Annotated in this window: 13 protein-coding genes; 4 read left to right on the top strand and 9 right to left on the bottom strand. The window is 65.6% G+C overall.

What is annotated here, in order from left to right; all coding sequences use genetic code 11:
* Positions 1-10 precede the first annotated feature (10 nt).
* The 8 genes from O6P39_RS08475 to leuC form a co-directional block, all read right to left on the bottom strand.
* The gene (locus tag O6P39_RS08475; RefSeq protein ID WP_275610914.1) at positions 11-2911 is read right to left on the bottom strand and encodes a FimV/HubP family polar landmark protein; all 2901 of its coding nucleotides are present in this window, start codon (positions 2909-2911) and stop codon (positions 11-13) included.
* A gap of 169 nt (positions 2912-3080) precedes the next feature.
* Entirely contained in the window at positions 3081-4088 is a 1008-nt protein-coding gene (locus tag O6P39_RS08470; RefSeq protein ID WP_275610913.1) for an aspartate-semialdehyde dehydrogenase, read from the bottom strand.
* A gap of 101 nt (positions 4089-4189) precedes the next feature.
* Positions 4190-5401 (bottom strand): FimV/HubP family polar landmark protein, encoded by a 1212-nt coding sequence (locus tag O6P39_RS08465; RefSeq protein ID WP_275610912.1) that lies wholly within the window; start codon positions 5399-5401, stop codon positions 4190-4192.
* Positions 5402-5639: 238 nt separating this feature from the next.
* Positions 5640-6752 carry an aspartate-semialdehyde dehydrogenase gene (asd, locus tag O6P39_RS08460; RefSeq protein ID WP_275610911.1) on the bottom strand — a complete coding sequence of 371 codons (1113 nt, stop codon included), beginning with the start codon at positions 6750-6752 and terminating at the stop codon, positions 5640-5642.
* An 80-nt stretch (positions 6753-6832) separates the two neighbouring features.
* Entirely contained in the window at positions 6833-7915 is a 1083-nt protein-coding gene (gene leuB, locus O6P39_RS08455) for a 3-isopropylmalate dehydrogenase (protein ID WP_275610910.1), read from the bottom strand.
* A gap of 84 nt (positions 7916-7999) precedes the next feature.
* Entirely contained in the window at positions 8000-8764 is a 765-nt protein-coding gene (locus O6P39_RS08450) for a class I SAM-dependent methyltransferase (RefSeq protein ID WP_275610909.1), read from the bottom strand.
* 31 nt (positions 8765-8795) lie between these two features.
* Positions 8796-9440, bottom strand: coding sequence for a 3-isopropylmalate dehydratase small subunit (gene leuD / locus O6P39_RS08445; protein WP_275610908.1), 645 nt, complete (start codon positions 9438-9440; stop codon positions 8796-8798).
* Positions 9441-9452: 12 nt separating this feature from the next.
* Positions 9453-10880 (bottom strand): 3-isopropylmalate dehydratase large subunit, encoded by a 1428-nt coding sequence (gene leuC, locus O6P39_RS08440; protein ID WP_207884310.1) that lies wholly within the window; start codon positions 10878-10880, stop codon positions 9453-9455.
* A 168-nt stretch (positions 10881-11048) separates the two neighbouring features.
* On the opposite strand from leuC, the gene O6P39_RS08435 reads away from it, so the two are divergent.
* Positions 11049-11942, top strand: a complete 894-nt coding sequence (locus O6P39_RS08435; protein ID WP_275610907.1) for a LysR family transcriptional regulator — start codon at positions 11049-11051, stop codon at positions 11940-11942.
* Between the two features lie 109 nt (positions 11943-12051).
* Positions 12052-14928, top strand: coding sequence for a GGDEF domain-containing phosphodiesterase (locus O6P39_RS08430; RefSeq protein WP_275610906.1), 2877 nt, complete (start codon positions 12052-12054; stop codon positions 14926-14928).
* Between the two features lie 14 nt (positions 14929-14942).
* Here O6P39_RS08430 and O6P39_RS08425 read toward each other — a convergent pair whose 3' ends face one another.
* Complete coding sequence (locus O6P39_RS08425) at positions 14943-15566, bottom strand: XRE family transcriptional regulator (protein WP_275610905.1); 624 nt, start codon at positions 15564-15566, stop codon at positions 14943-14945.
* A gap of 110 nt (positions 15567-15676) precedes the next feature.
* On the opposite strand from O6P39_RS08425, the gene O6P39_RS08420 reads away from it, so the two are divergent.
* Together O6P39_RS08420 and O6P39_RS08415 are read left to right on the top strand one after the other, a co-directional pair.
* Positions 15677-16789 carry an FAD-binding oxidoreductase gene (locus O6P39_RS08420; RefSeq protein ID WP_275610904.1) on the top strand — a complete coding sequence of 371 codons (1113 nt, stop codon included), beginning with the start codon at positions 15677-15679 and terminating at the stop codon, positions 16787-16789.
* A gap of 20 nt (positions 16790-16809) precedes the next feature.
* Positions 16810-17184, top strand: coding sequence for a RidA family protein (locus tag O6P39_RS08415; protein WP_275610903.1), 375 nt, complete (start codon positions 16810-16812; stop codon positions 17182-17184).
* Positions 17185-17228: the final 44 nt, after the last annotated feature.

Raw genomic sequence — 17228 nt, 5'->3', positions numbered from 1 at the left:
GCCTTCCGGCTCAGGCGATGCGCCCGAGCAGTTCACGCGCTTCCTGCTGCTGATTGTCGTTACCCTCGGCGAGCACTTCGTCGAGGATGTCGCGGGCGCCTTCGGTGTCGCCCATGTCGATATAGGCACGCGCCAGGTCGAGTTTGGTAGCGGCTTCATCGGCGCCGGAGAGGAAGTCGAACTCGTCATCCTCCTCCGCACTTTCGCCGGCAGCGTCGAGATCATTCGTCGCGAAGCTCGCTTCCGGCTCCAGCTCCGGCGTCGGCGCCTTGGGCTCCTCGACGTCGCCAGCCAGACGATCCAGTTCCGCACTCACCTCGTCGAGCTGGGCGGAGAAGCTGTCGTCAGCCTTGACCGGTTCGTGCTCCTCGCCAGGCAGGGAGAGATCGAAGTCATCCGGCAGGTCGGCCAGGGACTGCGTCACGCCATGATCCTTGTCGAGGGAGAATTCCTGCTCACTGACACCGGACAGCGACGTGGTGTCATCGTCCAGACCCAACAGGAAGTCCTCTTCCGGGGACGACGGAGCGTCCTTCTCCAGATCGAGGGTAAAGTCTGCCAGGTCATCGGACAGCGATACGTCCGCAGGCTTGGCGGCAGGCTCCGCCCCCAGGTCGAGGTCGAAGGCGAAGTCGTCGTCCGCCTTGGCCGGCTCAGCGGCAGGTGCGTCGAATGCCAGGTCGTCGTCCAGGTCGAAGGTGCTCAGCGACAGGTCGTCGGCCTTGCTCTCGGCCGGCGCCGCAGGCTTGTCGTCTTCCAGCTCGAGATCATCCAGCGCCAGGTCGAAGGCGTCGTCGAGATCCCCCGCCAGAGGAGCCGATTCGGCGGCAGGTTCCGGCTGGGCCGGCGAATCCAGATGCAGGTCATCCAGGCTGAAGCCGCCGAACTCGTCAGCAGCCGCCACGGCGGCGGCGCCCGCCGCACCCACGGCAGCCAGAGCAACCATGCCCGGATAACGAGACTTCAACTGCTCGACCTGGCTGTCGGCGCCGCCCATCTCACGCAGTTCGTTTTCCTGACGGGCGAAGCCTTCACGATCACCGATCTCGGCATACACCTCCATCAGCTTGAGACGCAGGTCGGCGCGCTGCGGCTCGTCGTAGATGGCGCCCTGCAGGAGTTCGGCAGCCTGGTTGAAGCGGCCGTAGGCAATGTAGATATCCGCCTCGCCCAGGGCATCGCTGGTCTGCGCGGCGACACGCTCGGGCGCCGACGCCGCCGGAGCGGCCACTTCGGCAGCCTGCGGGACGTCGAGGGAATCCAGATCGCCATCACCCAGGTCGAAACCACCACCCAGGCCATGCTCGTCCGCCTCAGCCGCGGCATCCAGTTCCTCGCGCTCCTTGGCGGCCCGACGGCGCGAAATCACCATCAACAGCACCAGCAGCGCCAGCACGGCACTACCGCCGATAGCGCCCAGCCAGACCGGGTTGGCCAGGACCTCATCGATGAAGCTCTCCGCGACGGGCTCGACAGGAGCCGGTGCGGGAGCCGGAGCCGGTTTCACCTCAGCCGGCTTGGCGGCCTCGGGGGCCGGAGCCGGCGGTGCAGCCGGAGCAGCAGGCGCTGCCGGAGTCTCCGGAGCGGCCGGCGCACTGGCCTCAGGCGCGACGGGCGCCGCCGGCTCGCTCGGTTGAGCGGGTGCAGCGGACGGAGCGGGCTGGGCCGGAGCGGCAGGTTGATCAGGCACTGCGGGCTGAGGAGCGGGAGCAGTAGGAGCAGCAGCGGACGCATCCGCCGCCGGCGCCTGGGCTGCGCCTTGCGGCGCAGTACCGAGCTGGCTCTGCAGCTTCGCCAACTGGGCATCCTTCAGCTCGATGAGCTTCTGCAGCTTGTCCATCTGGCTTTTCAGGTCGCCCATGCGACTCTGCAGTTCTTCGTTCTCGCGGCGGGTGGTATCCAGGCTTTCCTGGGTAACGGCGAGCTTCTCGGCAATGGCCTTGCCATCCTTGCTGCCCTTGTCGCCACCCTTGGCCTTGCCGTTTTCGCCGGAGACCAGGCGCAGGCTGTCCTTCTCCTCGGCTTGCGAAGGAGCGGCGCCAGCGTTGGCGCGCGGCGTGGCGTCCAACTGACGGGCACCGCCAGTCGGCAGGCTGCGCCCTTCGCGCCAGGCGGTGTATTGCTGAGTGACTTCGGCGGCCGCGTCAGGCTGCGTGCGGGACTTGATCTGCTCCGCATCCGGCAGGCGCAGTACCTGGCCACTCTTCAGGCGGTTGATATTGCCGCCGAGAAAGGCGTCGGGATTGAGGTCCTGGATCGCCAGCATGGTCTGCTGGACTGAAACACTGCTGTTCGGACGCGCACGCGCTGCGATTTCCCACAGGGTGTCATTGCGGCCGGTACGGTATTCGTTGCCATCCAGGCGGCGCGGAGCCGGCGCCGCTGCCGCAGCAGGACGCGGGGACGGCGCAGCGGCCGGACGCGGCGCGACCGGAGCAGGCTGGCGGGAAATCGGTGCCGGAGCGGCCATGGGTGCGCGAGGCGCAGCGGCTGCGGCGGTCTGCGGGGAGTACAGCGGCGGGTCGAGCAGCACGGTGTATTCGCGCAGCAGGCGGCCATTGGGCCAGAGCACCTCGACCAGGAAGTTCAGGTAGGGCTCCTGGACCGGACGATCCGAGGTCACGCGAATGACGCTCTTGCCGTTCGGCTTGATGATCGGGGTGAACTTCAGGCCGGTGAGGAAGTACTGGCGGTCGACGCCCGCCTTGTTGAAGTCTTCCGGCGACGCCAGCTTGGGGATTACCTCGCCCTGGGCAAGATCACGAACTTCGACCAGGTCGATCTCGGCATCCAGCGGCTGGTTCAGGGCTGAACGCAGGTGGATGTCTCCCAACCCCAGTGCATGCGCCATGCCCGTGGTCAATGCCGAAGCAGCCGCGATTGCCTGCACCAGTTTACGAAGCCGGATCATAATTTAATCCCTTGTTTTAATAGCTTTTTCTGGATTAGAACGAAGTCTATTAGGTTGCCGCTGCCCATGATGTCCGCCGTTTTCACGACGGGACCTCTCCCCTGCCAGCGCCAATCCCAGCCAGTATTGCCAAGCTAGAATACTTCTTCAAATATTCGGTAAGTATCTTTTACAGATAGTGTTTTATCAACAATTCGCCCAAGTTCACAGCATTCAGCGCTGCGCCTTTTCGCACATTATCTGACGCAATCCACAAATTCAGTTTGCATGGATTTGTCAGACCAAGACGTAGGCGTCCGACATAAACACTATCCTGCCCCTGTGCATCACCGATGACAGTCGGGTAATCGTCTTCGACCCGTTCGATGCCGGGCGCGTCATCCAGGGCAGCCAGCGCCGCATCCAGCGAAACTGGTGCGGCGGTGGTGATCGACAGCATCAGCGCATCGCCGAAGAACACCGGCGCCATGGCACAGGTGACATCCAGCGCACCTTCCAGCCCCGGGAACAGCGCGGAGAGCTCCGCGGCCATGCGTCGCTCCAGGGCCGAATGCCCCTGCTCATCCACTGCGCCAACCTGGGCCAGCATATTGAAGGCGTACTGCCGGTCAACCAGCTTCGGCTCCAGCGGGCGGGCGTTGAGCAGCTCGGCGGTTTGCCGCGCCAGCTCCTGAACCCCCTCGCGCCCCAGGACCGAGGCGGAAAGGCAGGCGGTGACGCTCAGTTGGCGAACTTCCAGCACGTCTCGCAGCGCGGCGAGCACTTCGGCGACTTCCGCCGCCGGCGCGCAGGGCGCGGCGATCCGCACCGGCAGGCTGGGCTGTTCCAGCGCCTCGCCATTGGCCGCCGGCAAGACAACCAGGGATTGCTCGGCCAGCGCCGCCCCACTGAGGTCAATCACGCTGCAACCGGCTGCCAGCGCCTGCGCGGAGCACTCATGGGCGGCATCGGCGGTAGTGGAGAGGAAGGCCAGGCGGACCTTGGCGAAGTCGAAGTCGGACAGCTTGCCGACACGCAGGTTGCGTCCACGGAACGCCACCGACTTGCCGGCGGATTCGCCCGTGGCCAGCAGATACAGGGTGCCTACGGGAAAGTCCCGCTCTTCCAGCAGCTCGACCAGTGCCTCGCCCACAAGTCCGGTGGCGCCTACTACGGCGATGTCGATGGTTTCAGGCATCCAGTGTCTCGCGATATCAGGGAAGTAAACTGCGCTGCACTTTACTTGCCCCCCAACGGCGAGGCAATCAAGTGCCTCGCCGCCTATCGCGACAGAACGGGTTACGGATGCGCGACGCCGTCCGAGGCTTGAGCGGCAACCACGGCCTCAGGCTGAGCAGGGGCAGAAGCGGCAGCTGGCACTGTGGGCTGGGCAGGCGCCACGTACGCGCCGGCAGGCTTGCCAGCCCGGTCCTGCTCCGCCAGACGAGCGATCAGGCCGGCGATCTGCGCATCCTTCAATTCGACCAGCTTGTTCAGCTTTTCCATCTGGCTCTGCAGGTCGGCGATCCGGCTGCGCATTTCATCGCCCTCGCGGCGAGCACTGTCGAGCCCTTCCTGCAGTACGGCGAGCTGTTCGGTGTCGGCCTTGTCCTTCTGGTTGGCGGCGCGCCCCGATACCAGGCGCAGGTTATCGCGCGCCTCGGCACTGACCGGCGCCGCTCCCGCTTCGGTCCTTTTCGTCGCATCCATCTGCCGGGCCTGCGGCAGCGCAGCCTGGCGACGTGCCTGCCACTCACCGTTCTGCGCCTCGATACGCGCCACGGCCTGCGCATGACTCTGTGCCCGCACCTGCTGTTCATCGGGCAGGCGCAGCACCTGCCCCACTTTCAGCCGATTGGCGTTGCCATCGACGAAGGCATCCGGGTTCAGTTGCTGGATCGCCAGCATGGTCTGCATCACCGACACGCTGGACGAGGGGCGATTGCGCGACGCAATGTCCCACAGGGCATCGTTGCGCTGGATTCGATAGCTGTCCGGCGCTGCCGGTGCTACTGACGGTGCCACTGCCTGCGCCGGCGCAGCCTGGCGAACAGGCGCGGCAGCCGGGCGGGTCGCAATGGCCGCCGGCGGGGTCACCGGCGTGGCGACGTAGCTCGGCGGGTCGAGCAGCAGCGTGAATTCACGCACCAGGCGTCCCTGCGGCCACACCACCTGCATCACGAAGTTGACGTAAGGCTCCTGGATCGGACGCTGCGAGGTCACGTGGATGACGCCACGGCCGTTCTTGCCGATATCCGAACTGAAACGCAGGCCGGTCACCAGTTGGCTGCGGTCGACCCCTAGGCGGTCGAAGTCCTGCTGGGAGGCGAGGCTGACCATCACCTCCTCCGCATTCAGGTCGCCCGCGCCGCGCAGTTCGATGTTCGCCGACAGGGTCTGCCCAAGGACCGCACGCGATGAAATCTCGCCCAGCTCCAGCGCACTGGCGGTGCCTGGCAGGAAGGCCGAGGCGATGGCCGCCGCCAACAAGAAACCGTGAATTCGAGACATCCTCTCCCCCGCAGCAAGTATCCGATTGGCCGGCGCGAAAGGGCGCACCGAAACCTGGGCTGCGAGGATAGCGAGTGGTTCTCCGCTGCTTTTCCGGGTCCGTCACAGAACACCGCGAAATCAAGGGAGAACACTGCCAACATCCCGGACTTCGAACGTTTTTGTGCGCAAGATCACTTGCCGCAGAAAGCACGACGCCGGCACAAGGCCGGCGTCGTGGGTATTACTCAGAAGCGGATCAACGCTCGAGCAGAATGCGCAGCATGCGACGCAGCGGCTCGGCGGCGCCCCAAAGCAGTTGGTCGCCGACGGTGAAGGCGCCCAGGTACTGCGAGCCCATGTTGAGCTTGCGCAGACGACCGACCGGAACGCTCAGGGTGCCGGTGACGGCTGCCGGAGTCAGTTCGCGCATGCTGATGTCGCGCTGATTGGGAACCAGCTTGACCCAGGGGTTGTGCTGGCTGATCAGACCTTCGATGTCGGCCATCGGCACATCCTTGTTCAGCTTGATGGTCAGCGCCTGGCTGTGGCAGCGCATGGCGCCGATGCGCACACAGATGCCATCCACCGGGATCGGGCTCTTGAAACGGCCGAGGATCTTGTTGGTCTCCGCCTGGCCTTTCCACTCTTCGCGGCTCTGGCCGTTGGGCAGTTCCTTGTCGATCCACGGGATCAGGCTGCCGGCCAGCGGGACACCGAAGTTCTCGGTCGGCATGGCGTCGCTGCGGATGGCCTCGGCGACCTTGCGGTCGATGTCGAGGATGGCGCTGGACGGATTGGCCAGGTCATCGGCGACGGAGGCGTTGATGGCGCCCATCTGCTTGATCAGCTCGCGCATGTTCTGCGCGCCGGCGCCGGAGGCCGCCTGGTAGGTCATGGCAGACATCCACTCAACCAGACCGGCTTCGAACAGGCCGCCCAGGGCCATCAGCATCAGGCTGACGGTGCAGTTGCCGCCGATGTAGTTCTTGGTGCCGGCATCCAGCGACTGGTCGATGACCTTGCGGTTTACCGGGTCGAGGACGATGACCGCGTCATCCTGCATGCGCAGGCTGGAGGCGGCGTCGATCCAGTAGCCCTGCCAGCCGGCTTCGCGCAGCTTGGGGAAGACTTCGTTGGTGTAGTCGCCGCCCTGGCAGGTCAGGATGACGTCGAGGGTTTTCAGTTCCTCGATGCTGTAGGCGTCTTTCAGGGGGGCAATGTCCTTGCCAATGGACGGACCTTCGCCACCCACATTGGAGGTGGTGAAGAACACCGGCTCGATCAGGTCGAAGTCCCGCTCTTCCAGCATCCGCTGCATGAGCACCGAACCGACCATGCCACGCCAACCGATCAGACCTACACGCTTCATCGCTACTACACCTTCATATATTTAGAGGGCCGTCGCTCCCGCATTCCAACAAGGGGCCGGGAGCGAGCGAGCCGGAGAGATTACAGATTCCGCAGCGCGGCGACTACCGCATCGCCCATTTCGCGGGTGCCGACCTTCTTGCAGCCTTCGGACCAGATGTCGCCAGTGCGCAGGCCCTGGTCGAGCACCAGGCTCACGGCCTTCTCGATGGCGTCAGCGGCGGCGCCTTCGTTGAAGGTGTAACGCAGCATCATCGAGACCGAGAGGATGGTCGCCAGCGGGTTGGCAATACCCTGCCCGGCGATATCCGGCGCGGAACCGTGGCACGGTTCGTACATGCCCTTGTTGTTCGAATCCAGCGACGCAGAAGGCAGCATGCCGATGGAGCCGGTGAGCATGGAAGCCTCATCCGACAGGATGTCGCCGAACATGTTGTCGGTGACCATCACGTCGAACTGCTTGGGCGCGCGGACCAGTTGCATGGCGGCGTTGTCGACGTACATGTGCGACAGCTCGACGTCCGGGTAGTCCTTGGCGACTTCCTCGACCACCTCGCGCCACAGCTGGCTGGACGCCAGGACGTTGGCCTTGTCCACCGAGCACAGCTTCTTGCCGCGAACGCGGGCCATGTCGAAGCCGACGCGGGCGATGCGGCGGATTTCGCTTTCGCTGTACGGCAGGGTGTCGTACGCCTGGCGCTCGCCGTTTTCCAGCACGCGCTGCTCGCGGGGCGAACCGAAGTAGATGCCACCGGTCAGCTCGCGGACGATGAGGATGTCCAGGCCGGCGACCACTTCCGGCTTCAGGCTGGAAGCGCCAGCCAGTTGCGGATAGAGGATGGCCGGACGCAGGTTGCCGAACAGGCCCAGTTGCGAACGGAGCTTGAGCAGGCCGCGCTCGGGGCGGATGTCACGCTCGATCTTGTCCCACTTCGGGCCGCCCACGGCGCCCAGCAGGATGGCGTCGGACTTGCGCGCGCGCTCCAGGGTCTCGTCGGCCAGCGGCACGCCGTACTTGTCGATGGCGGCGCCGCCCAGGTCGTCGTGGGTCAGTTCGAAGCCCAGCTGGAACTTGTCGCTGGCCAGCTCCAGGACCTTGATCGCCTCGGCCATGATCTCCGGGCCGATACCGTCGCCGGGCAGAACCAGAATCTGTTTGCTCATCTCTTCGCTCTCTTATCTAAAGACGCTTGGCAAATAACGTATCGCCCCGGGAGGCTCGCACCACCCGGAGCGTTCAAGAAATATTCAGCGCTCGGCCCAGAGCACCAGCACGTCGGTGCTGAAGGAGCCCTCGGCGTCGATTTCGAAATACTCGCGCACCTCGTCGCCCACCGAAAGCTGCAGGGCGCGAATGGCCTGGCGCATCACCTCGGGGGTGCGCATGCGCTCGACCCAGGAGGTGAACTCCAGGCGCAGGCGCTGGCGCTTGGCGGCAGTTACCGCAAGACCCGCCTCGCCCACCAGACGCGCCCACTCCGACGGGGAGTAGTCACGCACGTGGCTGGTGTCGCGCAGGACTTCGACAGTCTGCAGATGGGTGTCCAGCAGAGGCAAGCCCGGCGCCGCCACATCGATGAAGCAGGCCACGCCACCCGGCTTGAGCACCCGGCGCACTTCGCGCAGCGCCTGGCCGACATCCCGCCAGTGGTGCGCGGAATAGCGGCTGAAGACGAAATCGAACTCGCCATCCTCGAACGGCAGCTGCTCGGCGGCGCCACGACGGGTGGAGATGTTGCCCAACCCGCGCTCGGCAGCAGCCGAAGCCACTACGTCGAGCATCTGCTGCGACAGGTCGTAGGCCACCACTTCGCCGGCCAGCGGCGCGACGTTGAAGCTCACGTGCCCTGCCCCGCAACCCAGGTCCAGCACACGCGCACCGGTAGTCGCCGACAGTCGCTCGCGCAGCTGGGCAAACTCCTCGCCCTGGGCGTGTACGGCGCTGGTCAGGTAAGCGTTGGCCTGGGCGCCGAACTGGCGCTGGACCACTTGCTCGTGGCGACTCTCGGTCATGGTGCTCTCCTCTCGCGGTGGTGCGACGCCATCAGGCGTCGCGGAACAACCAGGGCTGGCTCTTCTTGTAGCCGGTTTCGAAACTGCGGATGGCGTCGGCGTCCTGCAGGGTCAGGCCGATGTCGTCCAGGCCGTTGAGCAGGCAGTGCTTGCGGAACGCGTCCACTTCGAAGCTGTACTGCTTGCCGTCCGGACGGGTCACGGTCTGCGCGGCGAGGTCGACGGTCAGCTGGTAACCCTCGGTGGCTTCGCACTGGGCGAACAGCTCGTCCATTTCTTCATCTTTCAGGATGATCGGCAGCAGGCCGTTCTTGAAGCTGTTGTTGAAGAAGATGTCGGCGAAGCTCGGCGCGATCACGGCGCGGAAGCCGTACTCGTCCAGGGCCCACGGCGCGTGCTCGCGGGAGGAGCCACAACCGAAGTTCTCGCGGGCCAGCAGCACGCTGGCGCCCTGGTAGCGCGGGAAGTTGAGGACGAAGTCCTGGTTCACCGGACGCTTGGAGTTGTCCTGGTTCGGCTGGCCCACGTCGAGGTAGCGCCACTCGTCGAACAGGTTCGGACCGAAGCCGGTACGCTTGATCGACTTGAGGAACTGCTTGGGGATGATCTGGTCGGTGTCGACGTTGGCGCGGTCGAGCGGCGCGACGAGGCCGGTGTGCTGAGTAAAGGCTTTCATTTATAGGTCTCCTCAGGCCTGCATCAATTCACGTACGTCGATGAAACGACCGGTCACGGCAGCCGCGGCGGCCATCGCCGGGCTCACCAGGTGGGTACGACCACCGGCGCCCTGGCGGCCTTCGAAGTTGCGGTTGGAGGTGGAAGCACAATGCTCGCCGCTCTCCAGGCGGTCCGGGTTCATCGCCAGGCACATGGAGCAGCCCGGTTCACGCCACTCGAAGCCGGCTTCGATGAAGATCTTGTCCAGGCCTTCCTGTTCGGCCTGTGCTTTCACCAGGCCCGAGCCCGGCACGACCAACGCCTGCTTGACGGTGGAAGCGACCTTGCGGCCCTTGGCCACGGCAGCGGCGGCGCGCAGGTCTTCGATGCGCGAGTTGGTGCAGGAGCCGATGAACACGCGGTCCAGCTGGATGTCGGTGATCGCCTGGTTGGCGTTCAGGCCCATGTACTTGAGGGCGCGAACGATGGAGTCGCGCTTGACCGGGTCGGCTTCCACGGCCGGGTCCGGCACGTTCTGGTCGACGGCCAGGACCATCTCCGGGGAGGTGCCCCAGCTGACCTGCGGCTTGATGTCCTCGGCACGCAGCTCGACGATGGTGTCGAAGTGCGCGTCGGCGTCGGAGACCAGGTCGCTCCAGGCTTCCACGGCCTTGTCCCAGTCGCTGCCCTGCGGCGCGAACGGACGGCCCTTCACGTATTCGATGGTCTTCTCGTCGCAGGCCACCATGCCGACGCGGGCGCCCGCTTCGATGGACATGTTGCAGATGGTCATGCGGCCTTCCATGGACAGGTCGCGGATGGCGCTGCCGGCGAATTCCAGGGCATGGCCGTTGCCGCCCGCGGTACCGATCTTGCCGATCACCGCGAGGACGATGTCCTTGGCGGTCACGCCGAAGGGCAGTTTGCCTTCCACGCGAACCTGCATGTTCTTCATCTTCTTGGCGACCAGGCACTGGGTGGCGAGCACGTGCTCCACCTCGGAGGTGCCGATGCCGTGGGCCAGCGCGCCGAAGGCGCCGTGGGTCGAGGTGTGCGAGTCGCCGCAGACCACGGTCATGCCCGGCAGGGTCGCGCCCTGCTCCGGGCCGACCACGTGGACGATGCCCTGGCGGACGTCGTTCATCTTGAATTCGAGGATGCCGAAGTCATCGCAGTTCTCGTCCAGGGTCATCACCTGGATGCGCGACACTTCGTCGGCGATGGCGTCGATACCGCCCTTGCGCTCGGCCTGGGTGGTCGGCACGTTGTGGTCCGGGGTGGCGATGTTCGCATCGATGCGCCACGGCTTGCGACCGGCCAGACGCAGGCCTTCGAAGGCCTGCGGGGAGGTCACTTCGTGCAGGATGTGGCGGTCGATATAGATGAGCGACGAACCATCGTCACGGCGCTTCACCTCGTGCATTTCCCAGAGCTTGTCGTACAGCGTCTTGCCGGCCATCAGAGAATCCTCATCAGCGTCTTTCTATGCCCCTTGGGCTTGTGGGGATGATGCTATGGAAAGGCGCTGAATAACTCAAATTCATATTTTTTATTCAAAGGATTCCCAGGAGGAATACAGGTGCGTTATAAGATTCAGGCGCCGTTTCCAGCCCCTCCGGGAGTCGACATGGACCTGACCAGCCTCAACACCTTCCTCGCCATCGCCGAGTCCGGCAGCTTCTCCGAAGCCGGCGAGCGCCTGCACCTGACCCAGCCTGCGGTGAGCAAACGCATCGCCGCCCTGGAGAGCCAGTTGGGTGTGCGCCTGTTCGACCGCGTCGGCCGTGAAGTGACCCTGACCGAGGCGGGCCGAGCCCTGCTACCGCGGGCCTACCAGATCCTCAATGTACTGGACGACACCCGCCGCGCCCTGACCAACCTCAATGGCGAGGTGAGCGGCCGCTTGGTCCTGGCGACCAGCCACCACATCGGCCTGCATCGCCTGCCACCGCTGCTGCGGGCCTTCACCAAGGCGCACCCGCAGGTGGCGCTGGACATCCAGTTCTGCGATTCGGAAGTGGCCTACGAAGAGATTCTGCATGGCCGCGCCGAACTGGCGGTCATCACCCTCGCCCCGGAAACCGCCGAACCGGTGCGCGCCGTGCCGGTGTGGGACGACCCGCTGGATTTCGTCGCCGCCCCCGAGCACCCGCTGTCGGTGCAGGGCCCGGTATTCCTCGCCGACGTGGCGCGGCACCCGGCGGTGTTCCCCGGCGGCAATACCTTCACCCACCACATCGTGCGGCGCATGTTCGAGGCCGAAGGCCTGACGCCGAACATCGGCATGAGCACCAACTATATGGAGACCATCAAGATGATGGTCTCCATCGGCCTGGCCTGGAGCGTACTGCCGCGCACCATGCTCGACGACAGCGTCGTACGCCTGCCGCTGCAGGACATCCAGCTCAGCCGCCAGTTGGGCTACATCCTGCATACCGAGCGCACCCTGTCCAACGCCGCGCGCGCCTTCATGCGCCTGCTCGACGCCCAGGCGGCCGGGCTTGCGCCGGTCGCGGCCTAACCTCTATTGTTCTGACAGAACAAGAAGAACAAGGGGCCCGAATGCCCGTCCGCATGCCATTTCGCCACCGCTTTGTGAGCGGTCCCGGCCTCTTGTCGGGGAGCGCTGCATGAGCCGAAGCGCCTCCTCGTCCCTGCCCGAATCCGAAAGCCAGGATCAGTTCGCCAAGGCCTTTCATACCGGCCCCGACGCCATGGTCATCACTGACCGGAGCAGCGGGCGCTTCCGCGAGATCAACGCCAGCTTCACCGAGCGCTTCGGCTGGAGCCGCGACGAAGCCATCGGCCAGACCTCCCTGCAATTGGGCATCTGGCGCAGCCTGGATGAACGCCAGCGCATGCTCGACACCATCGACGCCGAGCAGCGCATCGACGGCTTCGAAGTCACCCTGCTTACCCGCGCAGGCGAAGAACGCAGCGCCCGCGTCTACGGTTGCCAGATCGAACTGCAAGGCCAGGCCTGCCTGGTCCTGACCATCCGCGACGTGACTCGCCTGCGCGCCCAGGAACAGGCTCTGCGCGATAGCCAGGAGCGCCTGGACCTGGCGCTGGACTCCGCGCAACTGGGCATCTGGGACTGGCACATCCCCTCCGGGATGATCTACGGCTCCACCCGCGCTGCCGTGCTCCATGAGCTGCCGGCGCAAGACTTCCACGGCCACTTCGGCGAATTCTTCGCCTGCGTCGACGAGGCCGATCGCCGGCGCATGCGCCAAGCCTACGCACGCCTGGCCAAGGGACCGGACAACGACTACCAGTTCACCTACCGCGCGCAGCTGCAATCCGGCGAAGTGCGCTACCTGGAGAGCCGCGCCCGGCTCTACCGGAGCACCGACGGCAAGCCTCTGCGCATGGCCGGCACCCTGCTCGACATCACCGAACAGGTGGTGCGCGAGCGCAACCTGGAAGCTTCCGAGGAAAAGTTCGCCAGCCTGTTCCAGGGCAGCCCCGACCCGATCTGCGTGACGCGGGTGCGCGACGGCGAGCTCATCGAGGTCAATCCGAGCTTCTGCAGCACCTTTGGCTGGCGAGCCGAGGAGGCCATCGGTCGCTCTTCCCACCAGATGTCGTTCTGGGCCGATCACCACCAGCGCGAGAGGTTGTTCGAACAACTGATGCGCGACCACTCGCTGCAGAACATCGAGGTGCAGTTCCTCACCCGCGACGGCCGCCCCATCACCTGCATGGTCGCCAGCCGGCTGATCTGGGTCGACCGCCAGCTGTGCATCCTCTCCACCTTCCGCGACGTCACCCGGCGCCTGCAGGCGGAAGAGGAACTCAAGGCCAGCCAGGAGAAATTCTACAAGGCGTTCCACTCCAGCCCCGACGCCATCACCATCACCGAGCGCGACAGCGGCCGCTACATCGAGGTCAACGAAGGCTTCCATCGCCTGACCGGGTATCGCCCGGACGAGGTGATCGGCCAGACCTCCCTGGGCATCAATATCTGGTCCGATCCCAGCGAACGCCAGAACATGATCGCCGCGCTGAAACGCGATGGTTTCGTGCACCACATGGAGATGCTCGGCCGCCATCGCGACGGCACGGTCAAGACGGTGGACGTCTCGGTGGAGCAGATCGACCTGGGCGGCACCGCCTGCCTGCTGCTGACCGCCCGCGACACCAGCGAACTGCGCGAGGCCGAAGCGCGCATCCAGCACCTGGCCTACCACGACGCCCTGACCGACCTGCCCAACCGCGCCCTGCTGATGGATCGCCTCAAGCAGCAGATCGCCCTGCTGCAGCGCCACAACATGCGCGGCGCACTGCTGTTCCTGGATCTCGACCACTTCAAGCACATCAACGACTCGCTGGGGCATTCGGTGGGCGACGCCATCCTGCAGATGGTCACCGCGCGCCTGGAGGCCAGCGTACGCCAGGAAGACACGGTGGCGCGGCTAGGCGGCGACGAGTTCGTGATCCTGCTCACCGGCATCGATGGCAGCCGCCTGGAAACCGCGCGCCGGGTCCGCCAGCTGGCCGAGAAACTGCGCGACCTGCTGGCCGAACCCATGCTGCTGGACGGCCACCGCCTGCAGATCACCCCGAGCATCGGCATTGCGCTGATCCCCGACGACGGCGCGACGCCCGAGGACCTGCTCAAGCGCGCCGACATCGCCATGTACCGCGCCAAGGACGCCGGCCGCAATACCGTGCAGCTGTTCCACGCCTCCATGCAGAAAGCCGCCAGCGAGCGCCTGCGCCTGGAGAGCGGCCTGCGCATGGCCATCGCCCGCCGCGAGTTCAGCCTGCATTACCAGCCGCAGGTCGACTCCCGCGGCACCCGTATTGTCGGCGCCGAAGCGCTGTTGCGCTGGGAGCACCCCACGCAGGGGCCGCAATCGCCGGCCAGCTTCATCCGCGTGCTGGAAGACAGCGGCCTGATCATCGAAGTGGGCCGCTGGGTCATCGAGGAAGCCTGCCGTACCTGCGCACGTCTGCTCGCCGAAGGACGGATCGACCCCGAGGACTTCTGCCTCAGTGTGAACATCAGCCCCCGGCAGTTCCGCCAGAACGATTTCGTCGAGCGCGTCCTCGACAGCCTGCACAAGGCCAAGCTGCCGGCCAGCCTGCTGAAGCTGGAGATCACCGAGGGGATCGTGATCCAGCAACTGGAAGACACCATCGCCCGCATGCAGCGCCTGCGCCAGGCCGGGGTGCGCTTCGCCATGGACGACTTCGGCACCGGCTACTCGTCGCTCACCTACTTGAAGCGCCTGCCGGTGGACAGCCTGAAGATCGACCAGAGCTTCGTGCGCGACGCGCCGAACGACAGCAACGACGCCGAGATCGTCCGCGCCATCATCGCCATGGGCCACAGCCTGGGCCTGGAACTGATCGCCGAAGGCGTGGAAACCCCGGAGCAGCTCGCCCTGTTGGAAGAACAGGGTTGCCACCTGTACCAGGGCTACCTGTTCAGCCGGCCCGTGCCGCTGGAGGCCTTCATCGGCCAGTTGCCACGCCGGGACACGCAAAAGGCGCCCTGAGGCGCACCGCCCGGTCAGCCGGCCGGGCGCAACTCCGACATCACCACCATCACCTGCGCCTCGTCCGCCTCGCCGTCGTTCAGGTAGAGGTGGCCGACGCTGCTGTCGAAGTAGGCCGTCTCGCGCGGGCCGATGCTCACCGACTCGCCCGTTTCGAACTGGATGCGCACGCGCCCGGAAACCACCAGGGCGAACTCCTGGCCGGGGTGACGGACGAAGTCGTCGAACTCCCCCACCTCACGAGCGAAGATACGCGCATACAGCGGGGTCATGCTGCGCTGCGGGAAGTCGCCAGCGATCGGGTAGTACTCGTAACCGCCGGTATCGTAGCCGGCGGCTTCATCGACACGCGTCTTCACGAAGGTTTTCAGCCCGACCTGGGCGCCGACGGACGGTAGCGGGCGGAACAACTGGGCGATATCCACCTGCAGCGCGCGAGCCGCCGCCGCCAGCTTGTCGTAGCTCACCGCGACCTGCGCCAGCTCCATCTTCGACAACGTGGAAAGCGCCACGCCAGACAGGTCGGAGAGCTGCTTCAGGGTCAGTTTCTGCTGCTTGCGCACCGCCCGCAGGCGCGCGCCGACTTCGTTCCGATCCAGCTGCTGAGGCTTGGGCTGGGCTTGGGCGGTTTCGCTCATGAGGCATCTCGAAAGGGAATGCGGAAAGTTTACCGGGCCTTGCATTTGTCGCAAAAATTCTCATATCTTAGATTTCTCACATAAGAGAAAACCTGCGAAAGGTCCTTGCCGTGAATCCATTCGACATCGTCATCATCGGCGCCGGCATCGCTGGCGCATCCCTCGCCTACCGACTGAGCGAAACCCACCGGGTGCTGGTGCTGGAGCGCGAAGAACAGCCCGGCTACCACTCCACCGGACGCTCCGCCGCCATGTTCATGGAGGCTTACGGCACCCCGCAGATCCAGGCGCTGACTCGCGCCAGCCGGGCCTTCTACGAAAATCCACCGGCCGGGTTCAGCGAGCACCCGATTCTTACCCCACGCGGCTGCCTGTATGTCGGCGGTCCCGAGCAGGTCGAACTGCTCAAGCAGGCCGAAGCCACACCCGGAGTTCGGCGCATCAGCACCGAACAGGCGCTGGAATTCCTCCCGTACCTGCGCGCCGACGCCATCGCCGGGGCGCTGTACGAACCCGATGCCCGTGATCTCGACGTCCACGCGCTGCACCAGGGCTACCTGCGTGGCTTGCGCCAGCGCGATGGCGAACTGCGCTGCAACCGCGAGCTGCTGTCGGCCCGGTACGAAGACGGCCTGTGGACGCTGGAGCTCAGCCAGGGCGACATCGTACAGGCCAGGCAACTGGTAAACGCCGCCGGCGCCTGGGCCGATCACGTGGCCGAGCGTTGCGGCGTCCGCCCGGTCGGCCTGCAGCCCTGCCGCCGCACGGCCTTCACCTTCCCGGCCCCGGAGGGCGTCGACATCAGCCGCTGGCCCACGGTGATCGGTATCGACGAGAGCTTCTACTTCAAGCCCGACGCCGGCCAGCTGCTCGGCTCGCCCGCCAACGCCGACCCGGTACAGGCACAGGACGTGCAGCCCGAAGAGCTGGACATCGCCCTGGGCGTACACCACATCGAAGAGCACACCACCCTGACGATCCGCCGTCCGAACCACAGCTGGGCCGGCCTGCGCTCCTTCGTCGCCGACGGCGACCTGGTGATCGGCCAGGACGAGCAGAACCCGGCGTTCTTCTGGCTGGCCGCCCAGGGCGGTTACGGCATCCAGTCGGCCGATGGCGTGTCGCGCCTGGCCCAATCGCTGCTGCTCGGCCAGCCGCTTCCCGAATCCCTGCGTCAGGAAGGCGTGGATCCCCTGCGCCTGAGCCCGGCGCGCTTGCGTTGAATCCTACCGGAGGCACTCCCATGAGCGATATCCAGCGTTATCCCAGCACCCTGCCCTTCCCTTTCTCCCGCGCGGTCAAGGCCGGCGGCTTCCTGTTCCTGTCCGGGCAGATCCCGATGACTGCGGATGGCCAGGTGGTGAAAGGCGACATCCAGACCCAGACCGAAGCGGTGATGACCCGCATCGGCGAGAGCCTGGAAGCCTGCGGCGCGAACTACTCCCAGGTGGTGAAGGCCACCGTGTGGCTATCGGACATGGCGCATTTCGCCGGCTTCAACGAGGTGTACAAGCGCTACTTCGACCAGGGCCTGCCGGTGCGTTCCTGCGTGGCCTCCGCCCTGGCGCTGGGCGTGGACGTCGAAGTGGAAGTCCAGGCCTACGTCGGCGAAGCGTGATCCTTCCTCCGGTCTCGCCACAGGCGGGGCCGCCCCCATAACAA

The organism is Pseudomonas sp. PSE14 (assembly GCF_029203285.1).
Taxonomy (GTDB): Bacteria; Pseudomonadota; Gammaproteobacteria; order Pseudomonadales; family Pseudomonadaceae; genus Pseudomonas.
The sequence above is the reverse complement of the archived record's forward strand: the minus strand, read 5'-3'. Positions and strand labels throughout refer to the sequence as shown.